Annotated in this window: 12 protein-coding genes; 4 read left to right on the top strand and 8 right to left on the bottom strand. The window is 72.1% G+C overall.

Annotated elements, in window-relative coordinates; all coding sequences use genetic code 11:
• Positions 1-48: 48 nt before the first annotated feature.
• Both ACTOQ1_RS26720 and ACTOQ1_RS26715 read left to right on the top strand, forming a co-directional pair.
• Positions 49-1,062, top strand: coding sequence for a zinc-dependent alcohol dehydrogenase (locus ACTOQ1_RS26720; RefSeq protein WP_440070749.1), 1,014 nt, complete (start codon positions 49-51; stop codon positions 1,060-1,062).
• A gap of 312 nt (positions 1,063-1,374) precedes the next feature.
• A complete protein-coding gene (locus tag ACTOQ1_RS26715; RefSeq protein WP_440070748.1) occupies positions 1,375-2,241 on the top strand; it encodes an oxidoreductase in 867 nt (288 codons plus the stop codon).
• 35 nt (positions 2,242-2,276) lie between these two features.
• Here the strand turns inward: ACTOQ1_RS26715 and ACTOQ1_RS26710 are convergent, their stop codons facing one another.
• From ACTOQ1_RS26710 to ACTOQ1_RS26690, 5 genes are all read right to left on the bottom strand, one after another.
• Entirely contained in the window at positions 2,277-3,119 is an 843-nt protein-coding gene (locus tag ACTOQ1_RS26710; protein ID WP_440070747.1) for a carbohydrate ABC transporter permease, read from the bottom strand.
• A complete protein-coding gene (locus tag ACTOQ1_RS26705) occupies positions 3,109-4,107 on the bottom strand; it encodes a carbohydrate ABC transporter permease (protein WP_440070746.1) in 999 nt (332 codons plus the stop codon). Before ACTOQ1_RS26705 ends, ACTOQ1_RS26710 begins: the two co-directional genes overlap by 11 nt.
• A gap of 28 nt (positions 4,108-4,135) precedes the next feature.
• Entirely contained in the window at positions 4,136-5,419 is a 1,284-nt protein-coding gene (locus ACTOQ1_RS26700; protein WP_440070745.1) for an ABC transporter substrate-binding protein, read from the bottom strand.
• 123 nt (positions 5,420-5,542) lie between these two features.
• Positions 5,543-7,183 (bottom strand): FAD-dependent oxidoreductase, encoded by a 1,641-nt coding sequence (locus tag ACTOQ1_RS26695; protein ID WP_440070744.1) that lies wholly within the window; start codon positions 7,181-7,183, stop codon positions 5,543-5,545.
• 81 nt (positions 7,184-7,264) lie between these two features.
• Complete coding sequence (locus tag ACTOQ1_RS26690) at positions 7,265-8,296, bottom strand: LacI family DNA-binding transcriptional regulator (protein WP_440070743.1); 1,032 nt, start codon at positions 8,294-8,296, stop codon at positions 7,265-7,267.
• Between the two features lie 232 nt (positions 8,297-8,528).
• On the opposite strand from ACTOQ1_RS26690, the gene ACTOQ1_RS26685 reads away from it, so the two are divergent.
• Positions 8,529-9,560 carry a hypothetical protein gene (locus tag ACTOQ1_RS26685; RefSeq protein WP_440070742.1) on the top strand — a complete coding sequence of 344 codons (1,032 nt, stop codon included), beginning with the start codon at positions 8,529-8,531 and terminating at the stop codon, positions 9,558-9,560.
• A gap of 195 nt (positions 9,561-9,755) precedes the next feature.
• Complete coding sequence (locus tag ACTOQ1_RS26680) at positions 9,756-10,238, top strand: metallophosphoesterase family protein (RefSeq protein ID WP_440070741.1); 483 nt, start codon at positions 9,756-9,758, stop codon at positions 10,236-10,238.
• Between the two features lie 259 nt (positions 10,239-10,497).
• On the opposite strand, the gene ACTOQ1_RS26675 is transcribed toward ACTOQ1_RS26680, so the two are convergent.
• From ACTOQ1_RS26675 to ligA, 3 genes are all read right to left on the bottom strand, one after another.
• Entirely contained in the window at positions 10,498-11,346 is an 849-nt protein-coding gene (locus ACTOQ1_RS26675) for an LLM class flavin-dependent oxidoreductase (protein ID WP_440070740.1), read from the bottom strand.
• Between the two features lie 165 nt (positions 11,347-11,511).
• On the bottom strand, positions 11,512-12,810 hold the full coding sequence (locus ACTOQ1_RS26670; RefSeq protein ID WP_440070739.1) for an MATE family efflux transporter: 1,299 nt from the start codon (positions 12,808-12,810) through the stop codon (positions 11,512-11,514).
• 238 nt (positions 12,811-13,048) lie between these two features.
• Positions 13,049-15,151, bottom strand: coding sequence for an NAD-dependent DNA ligase LigA (gene ligA, locus ACTOQ1_RS26665; protein ID WP_440070738.1), 2,103 nt, complete (start codon positions 15,149-15,151; stop codon positions 13,049-13,051).
• Positions 15,152-15,443: the final 292 nt, after the last annotated feature.

Here is a 15,443-nt window from a genome sequence, read left to right as displayed (position 1 = left end):
ATTCTTGTACCTCCCGCCTCGCCCGGCGGCCCTTGGAAGGTTCCACCCGTGAGAGCGTTCGTCGTGACCGGGCCTCGCCGATTCGCCGTGCTGGACGTCGAGCCGCCGGTTCCCGGTCCCGGGCAGGTCGTGGTCGACGTGGAGCGGGCCGGGGTGTGCGGCACCGACATGGAGTTCTTCAGCGGCGAGATGGCCTACATCGAGGAGGACAACGCCCGCTATCCCATGCGGCTCGGCCACGAGTGGTGCGGGACGGTCTCCGCCGTCGGCGAGGGCGTCGACGACGGCTGGATCGGCACCCGCGTCACCGGCGACACCATGCTCGGCTGCGGCAGGTGCCGCCGCTGCCTGGGCGGGCTGCAGCACGTGTGCGAGGACCGCTTCGAGATCGGCATCCGGGGCGGGTGGCCGGGCGCCCTCGCCGAGCGGCTTCCCGTGCCGGTCACGGCGCTGCACGTCCTGCCGGACACGGTCGACGCGGTGGCCGGGGCCATGGTCGAGCCGGGCGGCAACGCGCTGCGGGCCGTCGAGGCCTCCGCCCTCGCCCCCGGCGACCGGCTGCTGGTGCTGGGGCCGGGGACGATCGGCCTGCTCGCCGCCCGGTTCGCCCTGGCGCACGGGGCCGAGGTCCACATCATGGGCCTGTCGGAGCCGTCGCTGGAGTTCGCCCGCACCCTCGGGGTGCACGGGGCGTGGACCTCGGACCGGCTTCCCGATCTCCCGTTCGACGCCGTCATCGACGCCTCCAACGCCCCCGGCCTGCCCGCCCTCGCGGTCGACCTGGTGGAGCCGGGCAAGCGGGTGGTCTACATCGGCCTGGCGCCGACCCCCAGCGCCGTCGACACCCGCGTGCTGGTGCTCAAGGACGTCACGGCCGTCGGCGTCCTGAGCGCCTCGCCCGGCCTGGCGGGGGCGATCGAGCACTACGCCTCGGGCTCGGTGGACCCCCGGCCGCTGGTGGCGGCCGTCGTCGGGCTCGAGGAGGTGGGCGAGATCCTCTCCGGCTCCCGCCCCGCGGGAGCCGGCCCCGGCCCCAAGATCCACGTCGACCCCCGGGTCTGATCCGGTCCCGCCGGGGTTTCCCCTCCCTGCCAGGTTTCGACGGCGGTGAGGCGGCTGTCCAGCCAGCCTGGCCCTGCCGGTCCCAGGACGACCAGGACACTTCCCGGCCGCGCACGGCCGGCGGACACTTCGAGGTGGCAGGACGCCCCCGCCCGCCGATCCGACGGCGGCCTCCACGACCGTTCCGCGGGAGGACCCGCGGCGAGGAACGGCCGTGGCGGGCGGGTGACGACCGGCCGCGGGGCTCCGCACGCGGCCGATCCCGCGCGCGAAGACCGTGAAGATCATGAAAAACCGTTGAGAGGACCGACAATGCCGACGTCACCACCCGGTGGAGACCTGAAGCTCGCCGAAGACCTCACCCTCAGCCGGATGGGCTACGGGGCCATGCAGCTCGCGGGCCCCGGCGTGTGGGGACCCCCGCGGGACCGCGAGGAGGCGATCGCGGTGCTGAGGGAGGCGGTCGAGCTGGGGATCACCCACATCGACACCAGCGACTACTACGGCCCGTACGTCGTCAACGAGATCATCCGTGAGGCCCTGCACCCCTACCCGGAGGACCTGCGCATCGTCACCAAGGTCGGGGCCCGGCGCGCCCCCGACAAGTCCTGGCCGCCGGCCCTGTCCCGCGAGGAGCTGGTCACCGCCGTCCACGAGAACCTCGAGCGTCTCGGGCTCGACGCGCTCGACGTCGTCAACCTCCGGGTCGGCGGGATGACGGACCCCGTCCCCGGTTCGATCGCCGAACCGTTCACCGTGCTCGCGGAGCTGCGGGAGCAGGGCCTCATCCGGCATCTCGGCGTCAGCGCCGTGTCACCGGAGCAGCTCACCGAGGCGCGGTCGATCGCCCCGGTCGTGTCGGTGCAGAACTTCTACAACCTGGCCCACCGCGCCGACGACGAGCTCGTCGACCGCTGTGCCCGCGAGGGCATCGCCTACACGCCCTTCTTCCCCCTCGGCGGGTTCAGCCCCCTGCAGTCCGGCGTCCTGGACGGCGTCGCCACCCGGCTCGGCGCGACTCCCCTCCAGGTCGCCCTCGCCTGGCTGTTGCACCGCTCGCCCACCGTCCTTCTCATCCCCGGGACGTCGTCGGTGGCCCATCTCCGGGAGAACGTCGCGGCAGCCGGTATCGAGCTGCCCGCCGACGCCCTCAAGGAGCTCGACGCGATCGGCGGGTGACCGCCGCCGCGCCGCCGCGCCGCCGGAGGAGGTTCTCAGCCCTTCAGGCCGGTGTGGGCCAGGCCCTCGATGAACTGCCGTTGCGCGAGCACGAACACCACCAGCACCGGCAGGGCGGTCATCGAGGCGGCGGCGAGCTGGACGTTCCACATCGGCCCGCCGTAGGCGTCGACGAACTGGGTCAGCGCCTGCGGGAGGGTGAACCTCTCCGGCGAGGAGAGGTACACGATGGGTTCCAGGTAGAGGTTCCAGCTGTGCAGGAACGTGAAGATCGCGACGGCGCCGAGCGCGGGCCGGGCCAGCGGCAGCGCGACCCTGTAGAAGGTGCCGAACCGCCCGAGCCCGTCCACCCGGGCGGCCTCCTCCAGCTCCCCCGGCAGGCTGATGAAGAACTGCCTCATGATGAAGGTGGCGAGCACCCCGGGCGCGCCGAGGATCGGCACCAGGATCAGCGGCCAGTGGGTGTCGGTCAGCCCGAGCCCGTGGAACATCTGGAACAGCGGGACGATCGTGACCTCGCTCGGGATGAGCAGCCCGAGCAGCACGACGACGAACAGGACGTTCTGGCCGGGGAAGCGGATGCGCGCGAAGGCGTACCCGGCCATGGCGGCCACCGCCATCGTGCCGGCCGTGACGACCAGGGCGATGTAGAGGCTGTTGAAGTACTGGCCCGCGAAGGGCTGCAGCTCGAAGACCTGCCCGTAGGCCGAGAAGTCCCAGTCGACGGGCAGCGGCCGCGGCGGGAAGGCGAAGATCTCGCTGACCGGCTTGAGGGACGAGGTCACCATCCACCAGGTCGGGAAGACGAACGGCACGCACAACACGCACAGCAGGCCGTACAGGAGCGTCTTCAGCCGTACCGGTATCTCACGTTTCATTGAAGACCCACCTCCTGCGCATCCGCCACTGCACGACGGTGAGCAGCGCGACGATCGCGAACAGCAGGACCGACAGCGTCGCGCCGTACCCGAAGTGATGGAACTGGAAAGCCTGCTGGTACAGGTAGTAGACGAGGACGGTCGTCGACATGCCGGGGCCGCCCTGGGTGAGCACCGCGATCTGCGCGAACACCTGCAGCGACCCCACCACGGTGATGATCGAGGTGAGCAGGATGGTCGGGCTGATCAGGGGGACGGTGATCCGCAGGAAGCGGGTCCGGGCCCCGGCGCCGTCCAGCTCGGCGGCCTCGTAGAGCTGGGCCGGCACCCCCTGGAGGGCGGCCAGGAACAGCACCATGTTGAGTCCGACGTTCTTGAGGACCTGGACGACGACCACCGAGAGCATCGCCGTGCCCTCGCCGCGCAGCCAGTTGGGGCCGTCGACCCCGGCGGTGGCGAGCAGGCCGTTGAGGCCGCCGTCGTCCTGCAGCAGGAACTGCCACACGATCGTCCAGGCGACCAGGGAGACCACCACGGGCGAGAAGAACACCGTGCGGAAGAAGGTGGTCCCGCGCAGCCGCTGGTTGAGCAGGATCGCCAGGACGAGGGCGAGGCCGAGGTTGAGCACGACCAGGCCGACGGAGAACAGGGCGGTTCCCCCCAGCACCTCGCGCAGGTTGGGGTCGGCGAGCAGCCTGTCGTAGTTCTCCCCGCCGACGAACTCGAAGGTCCCGGCCAGCACGTTCCACTCGTGGAGGCTGTACCACAGGACGAGCCCGAGCGGCAGGAGCACGAACAGCAGGCTGCCGAGGAGTTGCGGGGCGACGAGCAGGTACCCGACCAGGTTGTCGCGGCGGCGCACGGTCCAGAACGCGCGGCCCCCGCCGCTCCCGGGAGCCCGGCGAACCGGGCCGCCGCCCTCCGCGCTCTCCGTGCTCTCAGCGGTCCGCCCGCCGGGGGCCGGCCGGGCGTCGGCCCGGCCGGTCACCGCGGATCCGGGATGTGACGCGGCCACGTCACGCGCCCAGCATCGGCTGGATCTTGGCGCACACGCCGCCCAGCACGGCCCTGACGTCGGCGCCGGGCTGCCAGAGCGGGTCGAGCGCGGCCCGCACGGTCTGCGACAGCTCCGCCTGGCCGGTGTGGTTGGGCTTGACGACGCCCTTCTCGATGCCGCTGATCACGACCTTCTGCAGCTGGCCGGGCTTGAGCAGCGGGTTGCTCCTGGCCATGGTGTCCGCGGTGAGCTGGGAGGCCCGGGGCGGGGGGAAGTAGGCGGCGAGCTTGGCCGAGTTGGCGGGGTTGGTGAAGAAGGCGAGGAAGTCGGTGGCCGCCGCCGCGTTGGCGGACTTCTTGAAGACGCCCAGGCCCGCCTGGCCGATCACCGAGTACTCGCCCCTGGGCCCGGCGGGCAGCGGGACGAGGTCCCAGCCGAACTTCGCGTCCTGCAGGAGCGAGGCGCGGGAGATCTGGGTGATGGTCATCGCCGAGTCGCCCGCGAAGAAGTCGGCCGTGGTGCCGGGTCCGGGGAACGCCTTGTCGGTGAAGATCGACTTGTGCAGGAACGTCATGGCCTCGACCATCTCGGGGCTGTCGAACCCGCAGGTCTTCCCGTCCTCGCTCCAGGCCTGGGCGCCCCAGCCGCCCCACACCGTGGCGAGGTTGTCCCAGCCCTTGTAGTCGAAGTCGCGGACGACCATGCCCGCCTTGCCGGTCTTCGAGGCGACCGCGGCGTTCTGGGCGGCGACCTTCTCCCAGGTCCAGGTGCCGTCCTCGATCATCTCGGCGGGGGTCTTCTGGCCCGCCTTCTTGAGCAGGTCGGTGTTGACGAACACGCCGAACGGCGAGGTGGAGAACGGGTAGGCGTACAGCTTGCCCTCGGCCTGCCAGAGCTTGACCGCCGACGGGGTGAGGTCGCCGAACTCGTACCCCTGGGCCTTGGCCAGCGTGTCGTCGAGCGGTGCCAGCGCGCCGGAGGAGACGAAGTCGGGCGCGGAGCTCTCCAGGATCCAGGCCAGGTCGGGGGCGTTGCCGCCGGCGATCTGGGTGGTCAGGGTGGTGGTGTAGCTCTCGAAGGGGATGGGGTCGAACGTGATCTCGCCGACGTCGGGGTGGGTCTTCCTGTACTCGGCGGCGATCTCGTCGAACAGCTTCAGGTGGGCCTCGTTGGAGGTCCAGATCGTCATGCGCAGCGGCTGCGGGCCCTGCGCGGCGGGGGTGGCCTCGCCTCCCCCTCCGCACGCCGTCAGGGTGAGCAGTGCCGCCAGCGCGACGGCCGCGGGCCTTGCGAATGGTTTCATGGTCCGATCTCCTTGCTGGGAATCCCCCGGCGGTCGTGGTGGGTGACCGGTCCCCCGGCGGCCGGTGCCGCTCGCCCGGTCGGTGGCCCGTCGGCGGCCCGTCGGCGGCCGGCCGGTGGCCGATCAGTAACCGGCCACCTGCGGCCAGCGCAGCTCGACGCCGTCGCGGGTGAGCCGCCGCTGGAAGCCGGCGAGCAGGCCCTCGTCCTCGCGTACGGCGTGCGGGGTGGTGGCGTTGTCCAGGCAGAAGGCCGCGAGGGCGCCCGCGGCCTCGCCGACGTTCCACTCCACCGGGTGCAGCCGGTAGGCCCCGTTGGTGATGTGGGTGGTGCCGATGTTCTTGGACGCGGGCAGCAGGTTGGTCATCCGCTGCGGGACGAGCGCGCCGAGGGGGATCTCGAACGGCGAGCTCGCCACGTCGATGTAGTTGTCGCCCCCGGTGGAGGGGTGCAGGTCGATGCGGTACATCCCCACCCCGACGGAGTCGGCGTAGCTCACCGCGCCCTTGTCGCCGCGCACCGCGAGCGACAGGTCCTGCTCGGCCACGGTGTACAGGGCGCGCACGCGGCGCGACTCGCGGATGTAGGGGGCCTGGGCCAGCCCGCCCTCGCCGCCGCCGGTGACGTCGCCGCGCAGGCGCAGGCCGGGGAAACCGGTCCCGCCGTCGGCGCGCGGCGCCTCGGTCTGCATCCAGTACAGCACCGAGCGGGACAGCTCCCGGGCGGCGGCCACGTGCGCGGCGGCGTCCGGCACGTCGATGACCGGGCCCTCCAGGTAGTCGATCATCGGCCAGTTGACCAGGGTGATGTCGCTGGCGTAGGCGCCGTCGGCGAAGTTACGCCGCGCGGCGATCCTGCGGAACGTCCACAGGTTCGCGTCGCCGGGGTTGAGCCGCTGGTCGGCCTCCACCAGCAGCGGGTCGTCGTCCGGGTTGGGGGTGAAGGAACGTTCCACGATCTCCAGGGTCCTGGGGTGCGGGCAACGCCAGGACAGCAGCCGGTCGCCCCAGAAGTCGGGCTGGTAGCTCTTCCAGAACTCGTAGGCGGCGGGTTTGTCGATGGTGTGGTCGCCGTCGACGTGGTCGATCGCGAAGCACACCGAGACGGCCTGCATGTTCATCGGCTGGGCCTCGGCGGGCGCGCTCGGCTCCCCGGTGTCGCCCTGCGACTCGAACCCCGTCACGTACTCGGTGCCGGTCAGCGGCAGCAGCTCGCCCGTCTCGGTGGCGTCCAGCACGTACGGCGCGACGGCCGTGACCTCCCCTCCCCCGCTCCGGTGCTCCAGGCGCACGGCCCGCACCCGGTCGCCGTCGACCTCCGCGCCGACCGGCCGGTACGGCTGCAGCACGCGCAGCCGCCCCGAACCCCGGTACGGCGCGAGCATGGCCTCGATCACCGCGACCGCGACGCGCGGCTCGTGGCACAGGCGGCTCACGTGCCCGGCGCCCGGGTTCAGCTCCCGCCAGGCCCGCGACCGCGCGGTCAGCGGGTAGTGGTCGCGGTAGTAGCCGCGGATGCCCTCGCGCAGCGCCCGGTAGGAGGCCGTGACGCCGAACCGCTCCACCCAGGAGTGCTCGTCGGGCGGCACGGCCTGGCTGGTCAGCTGCCCTCCGAGCCAGTCGTACTCCTCGGTCAGGATCACGGTGCGCCCGGCCCGCAACAGCGCCAGGGCGGCGGCGACGCCGCCCAGCCCTCCGCCGACGACCACCGCGTCCGCCGATATCTCCACCACGTCGGGGGTCTCTCCCATCATCGTCGTTCTCACTGCCTTCTCGCCGTTCCCGGCGCTTTCTGCGTTCTCACCGTTCTCGCCGTCCTTGGTGTTCTCGGAGGTCTCACCGTCCGGTCAGCTCCGGACCGGCGCGAGCGTGGATCCCTCGACCAGCTCGCAGGCCAGTAGCTCCTGCGGTGTCCCCCCGCCGCTCTCCAGCACCTCCGCCAGCAGCTCGACGGCCCTGCGGCCCATCTCCTGCCGGGGGATGCGGAACCCGGTGAGGTCGACGTCGACGCGGACGGGCCTGGTCGGCGCGCCCAGCGCGAGGATCGACAGGTCGCCGGGGATCGACAGGCCCCGCTCGCCCGCCGCGTGCATGATCGCCACGGCGTCGGCGGGCTCCTCGACGAAGGCCGCGGTCACCCCGGTGGCCGACAGCTCCCCCAGGATCTCCTCGGGGGTCCTGTCGATGACCGGCACGTGCGACCCCTCGGCCCCGACGGCGGCCACCGCCTCGCGGAAGCCGCGCATGCGGTCGGCCGGCGACTCGGCGCCCGCCCCGGTGCCGACGTAGGCCAGCCTCCGGTGGCCGAGCCCCGCCGCCCGGTCGACCAGGGCCCGCACCGCGGGCGAGTAGTCGGCGCCCACGTACGGCACCGGCGCGCCCGCGTCGTCGCGGCGGCCGATGGAGACGAAGGGGATGCCCTCCGCCAGCAGCCGGGCCAGGTCGTCGCGGTCGACGGCGCGCCCGAGGAGCACGCAGCCGTCGGCCAGCCGCACCCGGCTGTCCTCGTTGAAGATCCGGCGCCGCTCCCCCGCGGCCCTGGCGCTGGTGAACAGCAGCAGGTCGCAGCCCATCTCCTCGGCGCACTCCTCGATGCCGAGCAGGAAGGGATGGTAGAAGTCGGCGCTCGCGGTCGGGAAGACCGCCTCGTAGGTGAAGACGCCCAGGATGCGGTTGCGCCGCTCGGCGAGCCGCCGGGCGATCGGGTCGGCCACGTATCCGGTCTCCCTGATCACCCGCAGCACCCGCTCGCGCGTCTCCGGGGCGATGCGGACCTCGGCGTCGGTCCGGTTGTTGAGGACGAGCGACACCGTCGTCTGGCTCACCCCCGCGATGCGGGCGATGTCCTGCTGGGTGAGCCGGCGGCCGGGGGAGGTCACGATCCGTAGCGTCCCATCTGCTGGTAATGCGCATTAGCGAGGTTGGGACGTCATCCTGCAATCCGCCACCGGATCCTGTCAAGAGCCGAGAGCCGGGATCATGAAATGGAAATTTGGCCGGTGATAATTCGTATTAGCATCTTGACGGGCGAGCGTGGCCGGCCGAACCTTTGCGATCAGAGAGATGTCCTCACCATCACTCACGGTGAGAGTTGTCGCGAAGGGACGGTCAATGTCTGAACCCCTCCTGGACCGCCGCGGACTCCTGCGCGCGGCGGTCGGCGCCGGTGTGGCCGGCGGTCTCGGGCTCGCCCTCCCCGGGGCGGCCACGGCGGCGATCGCGGAGACGTCCGCGCCGTCCGGTACGGCGGCCGCGCTGGGACCCGCCGGATTCCCCACCTACCAGTACATCGGCACGCCGTTCGACAAGGCGAGCCTGCGCTACAACCCGACCAACGAGCTGATCTTCCCCTGCATCCGGGGCATGTACGACAAGATCTCCGGCCCGCTGGGGCGCTACTACCTCTACTACGCCCCGCACGACGCGCCCGGCGGCATCTGCCTGGCCTACGGCGACTCGCTCGGCGGCCCGTTCACCGAGTATCCGAACAACCCGATCATCTCCAACACCTGGTCACCGCACTACTCGGTGAGTCACGTCTCGTCGCCGCACGTCATCTGGAACGCCGCCGACCGGCGGTTCCGCATGTACTTCCACGGCGAGAACAACACCACCCGGATGGCCTGGTCGACCGACGGCGTGCGCTTCACCTACCACGGCACGGTGCTGACCACCGCGATGATCCCCGGATCGACGGAGACCTCCTACGCCCGGGTCTTCGAGCACGCGGTCCCGGGGCTGGGCAACAGGTACGTCATGCTCTTCATGGGCGTCACCGGCGGCTCCCGCAAGATCTTCTGGGGCTGGTCGTCCGACGGCGGGGACTGGCGGTTCGACCCGGCCCCGCTGGTGTCGCCCGCCCCCGACGGGCAGAGCGACCTGTCCGGGCCGCACCTGCTCAAGCGCAACGGCACCGCGTACGTCGTCTACCACGGCAACAGCGGGAACATGTTCCTCACCGAGGTGGGCAACGCCTTCGACCGGGAGGTCCACCTCGGCGTCTTCCACCGGCCCCTGGCCGGCGCCCCCGACAGGGGACGCAGCGCGGCGCCCTCCTTCGGCACCGACGGCGGCGTGGAGTACATGTTCTACGAGGCGGGCCAGCGGAGCGGGTCGACGATCGCCGTCGCCCGCGCCGTCTAGGGACGCGCGCCCCCGGACGGTTCGCCCCGGCGCGACCGTCCGGGCCGGGCTCGCACGGCCCGGCCCGGAACCCACCGAGCGCCATGCGACCCGAGGGGCGAGCCGCCTGACGTCCCCGGAAAACCCGGAAAGCCCCGGAAACCCGGGAGACCCGGGAAAGGGGCCTTCCCGCGGCGGCGGTGGGAGCATGGAGGCATGAACGTGGTGGTGCTGTCCGACACCCACGCGCCCCGGCGGTGGAAGGCGTGCCCGCCGGCCGTGGCCGAGCACCTGCGGGGCGCGGACCTGATCCTGCACGCGGGCGACGTCTGCGTCGCAGGGGTGCTGGACGAGCTCGCCGCCTACGCCCCGGTGCGCGCGGTCAAGGGCAACAACGACGGGCCGGACGTGGTGGCCCCCGAGACGCTCGAACTGGATCTCGGCGGGCTGCGCGTGGCGATGATCCACGACAGCGGCGCGGCCCAGGGGCGGCTCGCCCGGATGCGGCGCCGGTTTCCCGAGGCCGACCTGGTGGTGTTCGGGCACTCCCACATACCGCTGGACCAGGGCGACGACGGGTTTCGCATCTTCAACCCGGGATCGCCCACCGACCGCCGCCGCCAGCCCCACGGCACCCTGGGCACCCTGCGTGTCGAGGAGGGCCATCTCGTCGAGGCGAGGATCGTCCCCGTCACCTGACTCCCCGGCGACGCGGGGACCGCGGACGGCCCTCGGCCACTCGTCGATCAGCACGGCGGGCGCCACCGCCCTCGGCGCCCGCGTCTCCTCCGCCGGTCCGGGGGCACCGTCCAGGTCCGCTCGGGATCTGCCACCGGGACCGTCCTCGGCTCGGTCGCCGTGCCGAACGGCGGAGGCCGGAACCCGGTGATCCACCCGGCCGGAGGCGGCGCCGGCGGAAGGTACGGAAAGCCCCTCCCCCGGCCGTCCGCCGTGGCCGTCAGACGACCAGGTCGGCGAGGCGGTCGACCTGGTCGGCGTCACGGGCCCAGCAGTAGAGCATCACCTCGTCGGCGCCGAGGTCCGTGAACGCGCCGATCACGTCGCGGATCCGCTCCGGCGTGGTGAGCATGTTCTCGACGACCCGGGTGGTGTCGCCCAGGAAGCCGTAGTAGGAGGTGATCGCCTCCGTGGCGTCCCTGACGGTGTCCTCGGGGCCGAGGGCGACGTTGACCTGCGCGACCATGCGAGGCCGCCCGTGCCGTCCCGCCTGGGTCCAGGACCTCTCGACGTCGCGCATGAGCCCGTCGGCCATGCCGGCGGGCGCGGCGCACAGGTACCCGTCCCCCCATTGGGCGACGCGCTCCACGGCGGCGGGGGCGAAGGCACCGATCAGGATCTCCGGGCCGCCCTCGCGGACGGGGTCCGGGCCGATCGGGCCGACCTCCTCGCTGTAGGGCTCACCGGACCAGACGCGCCGCAGCGTCGCCAGCTGCCGGTCGAGCCGGTGCCCGCGTCCCCGGACGTCGACTCCCGCGGCGTGGTAGTCGTCCTGGCGCGTCCCGATCCCGATGCCGAGGGTGAAACGGCCGCCGGACATGCGGTCCAGGGTCACGGCCTGCTTGGCGAGCAGCACCGACTCGCGAAGGGGACCGAGCAGCACCTCGGTCTGTACGCGGATCCGCGAGGTCGCCCCCGCGATGGCCGCCAGCGTGATCAGGGGCTCGGGGTTCGAGTAGACGAGACGGTCGAGCAGGCCGAGGGTGGTGAAGGGGCCGGCGTCGGCACGCCGGGCCCAGGAAAACAGCGACAAAGGATCGCTGATGGGCAGGCCAAGACCTACGTTCATGGAATCCAACCTCCAGAAGGGCATGCGATGACAACTGCCGCCCTTCCAGCACCGGACACGGTCACCGTGCGCGGCGCGCTCCCGTACTGCGACGTCTTTCCGGGGAGCGCGATCCTTGGAGTGCCACCATTCTACCCATCACCGCGTCCCCTCCCCCACCCCGGCTCACACCCGCACGGGTTCCGCGGGTACGCCCACCCGCGCGCTGTGCCGGAGGAAACCGCCGCCCTGCAGTACGAGGATGAGCACGCCCGTGGCGGCCAGCGCCGCCCACAGGCCGGCCAGCCCCCAGGCCGCCGTCACCGGAGCCGCCGCCGGCGCGAGCAGGCCGTACCCCGCCACGGCCGACCCCAGACCCCAGGCCGGACGCCTGAGCCCGGTCAGGCCGGCGGACATCGCGATCCCGCAGCTGTTCGCGGTGGCGTAGAGGGCCAGCAGCGGCACCAGCGTGAAGGCCAGGTTCAGCACCTCCGCGTCCGAGGTGAACAGGCCGATCACGAAGGTGCCGGAGAAGGTCAGCACGAGTGCGCCCGCGACCGCTCCGGTGGCCGCGAGCAGCAGCGCCACCCGGTTGACCAGGCGGGCGGCGGCGGGAGAGGTGGCCCTGGCGATCTCCGGCGCCGACGCCTGGCCGACGGCGAACGCGGTCAGCGCCAGGAACTCGGCCAGCGATCTGAGGATCGCGTGTGCGGCCGCCCCCTGCGCGCCCGTCCGCGCGACGACGTAGGTCAGGCTGCCCAGGACCGTGAACTTGATCAGCACGGTGGCGGACAGCGGGATGCCCACCCGGGCCATGCTCAGGATCTCGCGTGACCGGGGGCGTCCGGGCCACAGCGGCTGCCCGGCCAGTCCGGGGACGCGCAGCAGGCAGACGTTCGAGACCGTCACGGCGACGGCCGTGGAGACCACCAGCGCGATGCCGGTGCCGTGGACTCCCAGCCGGGGCACGAGGGCGACGAGCAGGACCACCTCGGCGGCCGTGCTCGACAGGCTCGACCAGAGCACCTGCCGGCTGCGGCCCAGCGCGATCAGCGTCGCGTTGGCACCGCCGCCGGCGGACAGCAGCAGCACGTTCAGCGCCAGGAGCGGCGGCAACATGCCGAACTCGGCCGTCACCTCGCCGGGCACCCCGCTCGCCCGCGCGATCAGCGGGACGCAGAGCACGACACCGGCACCCGCCGTACCGAGCGCGATGGTCAGCCAGCGCGCGTCACGCAGGATCGGCAGCGCCTCGACCGGGTTCTCCCGATGAGGCGCCACGAACGGCGTCATGCCGCGCAGCCCGGCGGCCACCGCGGCGGTGACCGGGTTGAGGACGGCGCCGGCGAGCGCGAAGGCGGCCAGCGCCGCCGTCGCCCGGTGTCCGAGCAGGGCGGTGCTGACGAGCTGGGCGATGATCCCGGCACTCATGGACAGGAAAAGGGGAACGGCCGCGCTCAGGATCGCGCGAAGAGGAGAGGACATGAACACAAAATCCCGGGGGGTTCGCCCGCCCGGGATGCATGATCAGTATACCATCCGGTTCGCGTGACGATCGCCGAGCCGGTCACGGCTCCGATCATGAGCAGCGTCGCGACCCCGCCGTCATCGTCTCGGTCGGTCCACCTCGCGCAGGCCCCTGCGAAGAGGCAGGCTCCTACGAAGAGATCGCCACGCGGCTGATTGGAGCTCGTCGATCAGAGGAGCCGCCTCCGGCCCCTGATCAGATGAACGGGCCGACGAGTCCGGCGAACTCCTCCGGGCCGACGATCCGTACGCCCAGGCTCTCGGCCTTGGCCCGCTTGGAGCCCGCCTTCTCCCCGGCCACCAGCAGCGACGTCTTGGCCGAGACGCTGGAGGAGGACTTGCCCCCGGCGCGTTCGATCAGCTCGTTCATCTGGTTGCGGGTCAGCGCCTCCAGCGCTCCGCTCATGGAGCCGGTGACCACGACGGACATCCCGGCCAGCGGCAGCTCGGACGCGTCGCTCGCCTCGGCGCCGGTGCCGGCCTCGGTGCCGGTGTCAGGGCCGGGGGCGGCGGGTGGCCTCCAGCCGGGCTCGGTCATGGTGACCCCGGCCGCCACCAGCTTGTCGATGAGGTCGGCGAGCTCGACCAGCTCGGCCACCACCACCGGCGCCTTCTCCGGGCCGATGCCCTCGACCGCCTGGATCGCCTCGGCGTCGGCCGCGCGGATGGCGTCCATGCCGCCGAAGTGCCGGGCGATGCGCCGGCTCATGGAGCGGCCGGTGCCGCGCACGCCCAGCGCGCAGAACACCCTGCTGAGCGGCTGGGCCTTGGCCCGCCCGATGGCGGCGAGCAGGTTGTCGGTGCTGGTCTCGCCCATCCGCTCCAGGCTCAGCACCTGCTCGCGGGTCAGGGAGAACAGGTCGGCAAAGTCGGCGATCAGCCCGGCGTCCAGCATCTGCTCGATACGGCTCGTGGCGAGCCCCTCGATGTCGAGCTGGTCGCGGCCGGCGGCGTAGGTGATGGAGGCGATCGCCCGGCAGGCGCGGCCGCGCACGCACCGCCATCGCTCCTGCGAGGAGTCGATGGCGTCGCCGCAGGTCGGGCAGACCTGCGGGATCGCGATCGGCCGCTCGTCGCCGGTGCGCAGGTGCACGACCGGGGCCTCGACGCGGGGGATCACGTCGCCGGCCTTGTAGACGACCACGGAATCACCGATCATCAGGCCCCGGCGGGTGATGTCGGCGACGTTGTGCAGGGTGGCGTAGGTGACGACGCTGCCGTCGAGCTCGACCGGCTCCAGCACCGCGCGCGGGGCGATGACGCCGGTACGGCCGGTGTTCCACTCGACGCCGATCAACTTGGTGATCTTCTCGGTGGCGGGCAGCTTGTAGGCGATCGCCCATCGGGGCGCGCGCGTGCCGAAGCCGGCCTGCGCCTGATCGGCGGCGAGATCGCACTTGATCACGATGCCGTCGATGCCGAAGGGCAGCTCGGCCCGCTTGGCGGCGATCTGCTCGACCCGCTCCTGGATCTGCTCCAGGGTGGTGGCGACGATCCCGCCGACGTCGGTGACGGCGGGGGTCTGCGCCCCCTGAGCGGCGACCCACGCCATGACCTCGCTGTGCGGCAGCTCGCGCAGCCGCACGGCATGCTCGGAGGTGTCATCGGGGCGTGACAGCGCGCCGTAGCCGAAGAACGTCAGCTCGCAGACGTACGGCCGGTCCTGGGCGCGCAGCGTGCCGGCGGCGGCGCTGCGCGGGTTGGCGAACGTGGTGCCGTCGTGCGCCTGGCGCTTGAGGCACGCCTGCTCGAACTGCTCGGCGGTCATCATCACCTCACCGCGCAGCTCCACCGTGACCGGCTCGGCCAGCCTGGCGGGCAGCCCCACGATGGTGCCGATCGCGTGACTCACGTCCTCACCCGCGACGCCGTCGCCCCGGGTGACCAGCTGCGCCAGCCTCCCGCCGCGATAACGCGCGGTGATCGCCAACCCGTCGAGCTTCGGCTCCACGCTCCACCGCGTGACCGGCCGGCCCAGCCTGCGCTCCAGCGACGCGGCCCAGTCGGCCAGCTGCTGGGCGCCGAAGACGTTGTCCAGGCTCAGCATCGGCACCGTGTGCGGCACATCGCCGACCACCGCGCCACCGGCCACCTTGCCCGTCGGCGAGGTCGGCAGCACCTCGTCGGGATGCTCGTCCTCATAGGCCTGGATGCCCCGGACCAACCGGTCGTAGGCGTCGTCGTCCAGCGTGGAGGTGCCGTCGCCGTAGTAGGCCGCGGCGGCGTCCAGCGCGAGCTGGACGGCCTCGGCGTAGGCGCTCTGATCGGCGAGAAGGGTGCTCGGGGGCGCGTCGGTCATGATCCCATCCTCTCGCCCGGCACCGACAGTTCCGGGCCGCGGAACGCGACCCGGCGCAGAGTGCCCCTCCTGGGCGTGTCAGCCGACTCCTCCCCGGCCAGGTCGGCAAAGCTCATCCACCGCAGCAGAGCCAGACACGTCGGTCCGGTGGCGTCGGAGCCCTTCGAACAGTGCCGACCAAGGAAGCGCACACGGAAACGTTCCTGTTGTCTATGAGCGGACGGGCGACACGCTGATGGCCGGCTACCCGCAGGTGTACAGCTCTAGCTTCGTCACAGGACGGCTGCTGAAC

The sequence above is a fragment of the Streptosporangium sp. OZ121 genome, from assembly GCF_051918885.1.
Taxonomy (GTDB): domain Bacteria; phylum Actinomycetota; class Actinomycetes; order Streptosporangiales; family Streptosporangiaceae; genus Streptosporangium.
Note: the sequence above shows the minus strand (reverse complement) of the source record. Positions and strands in the feature narration are given on the sequence as shown.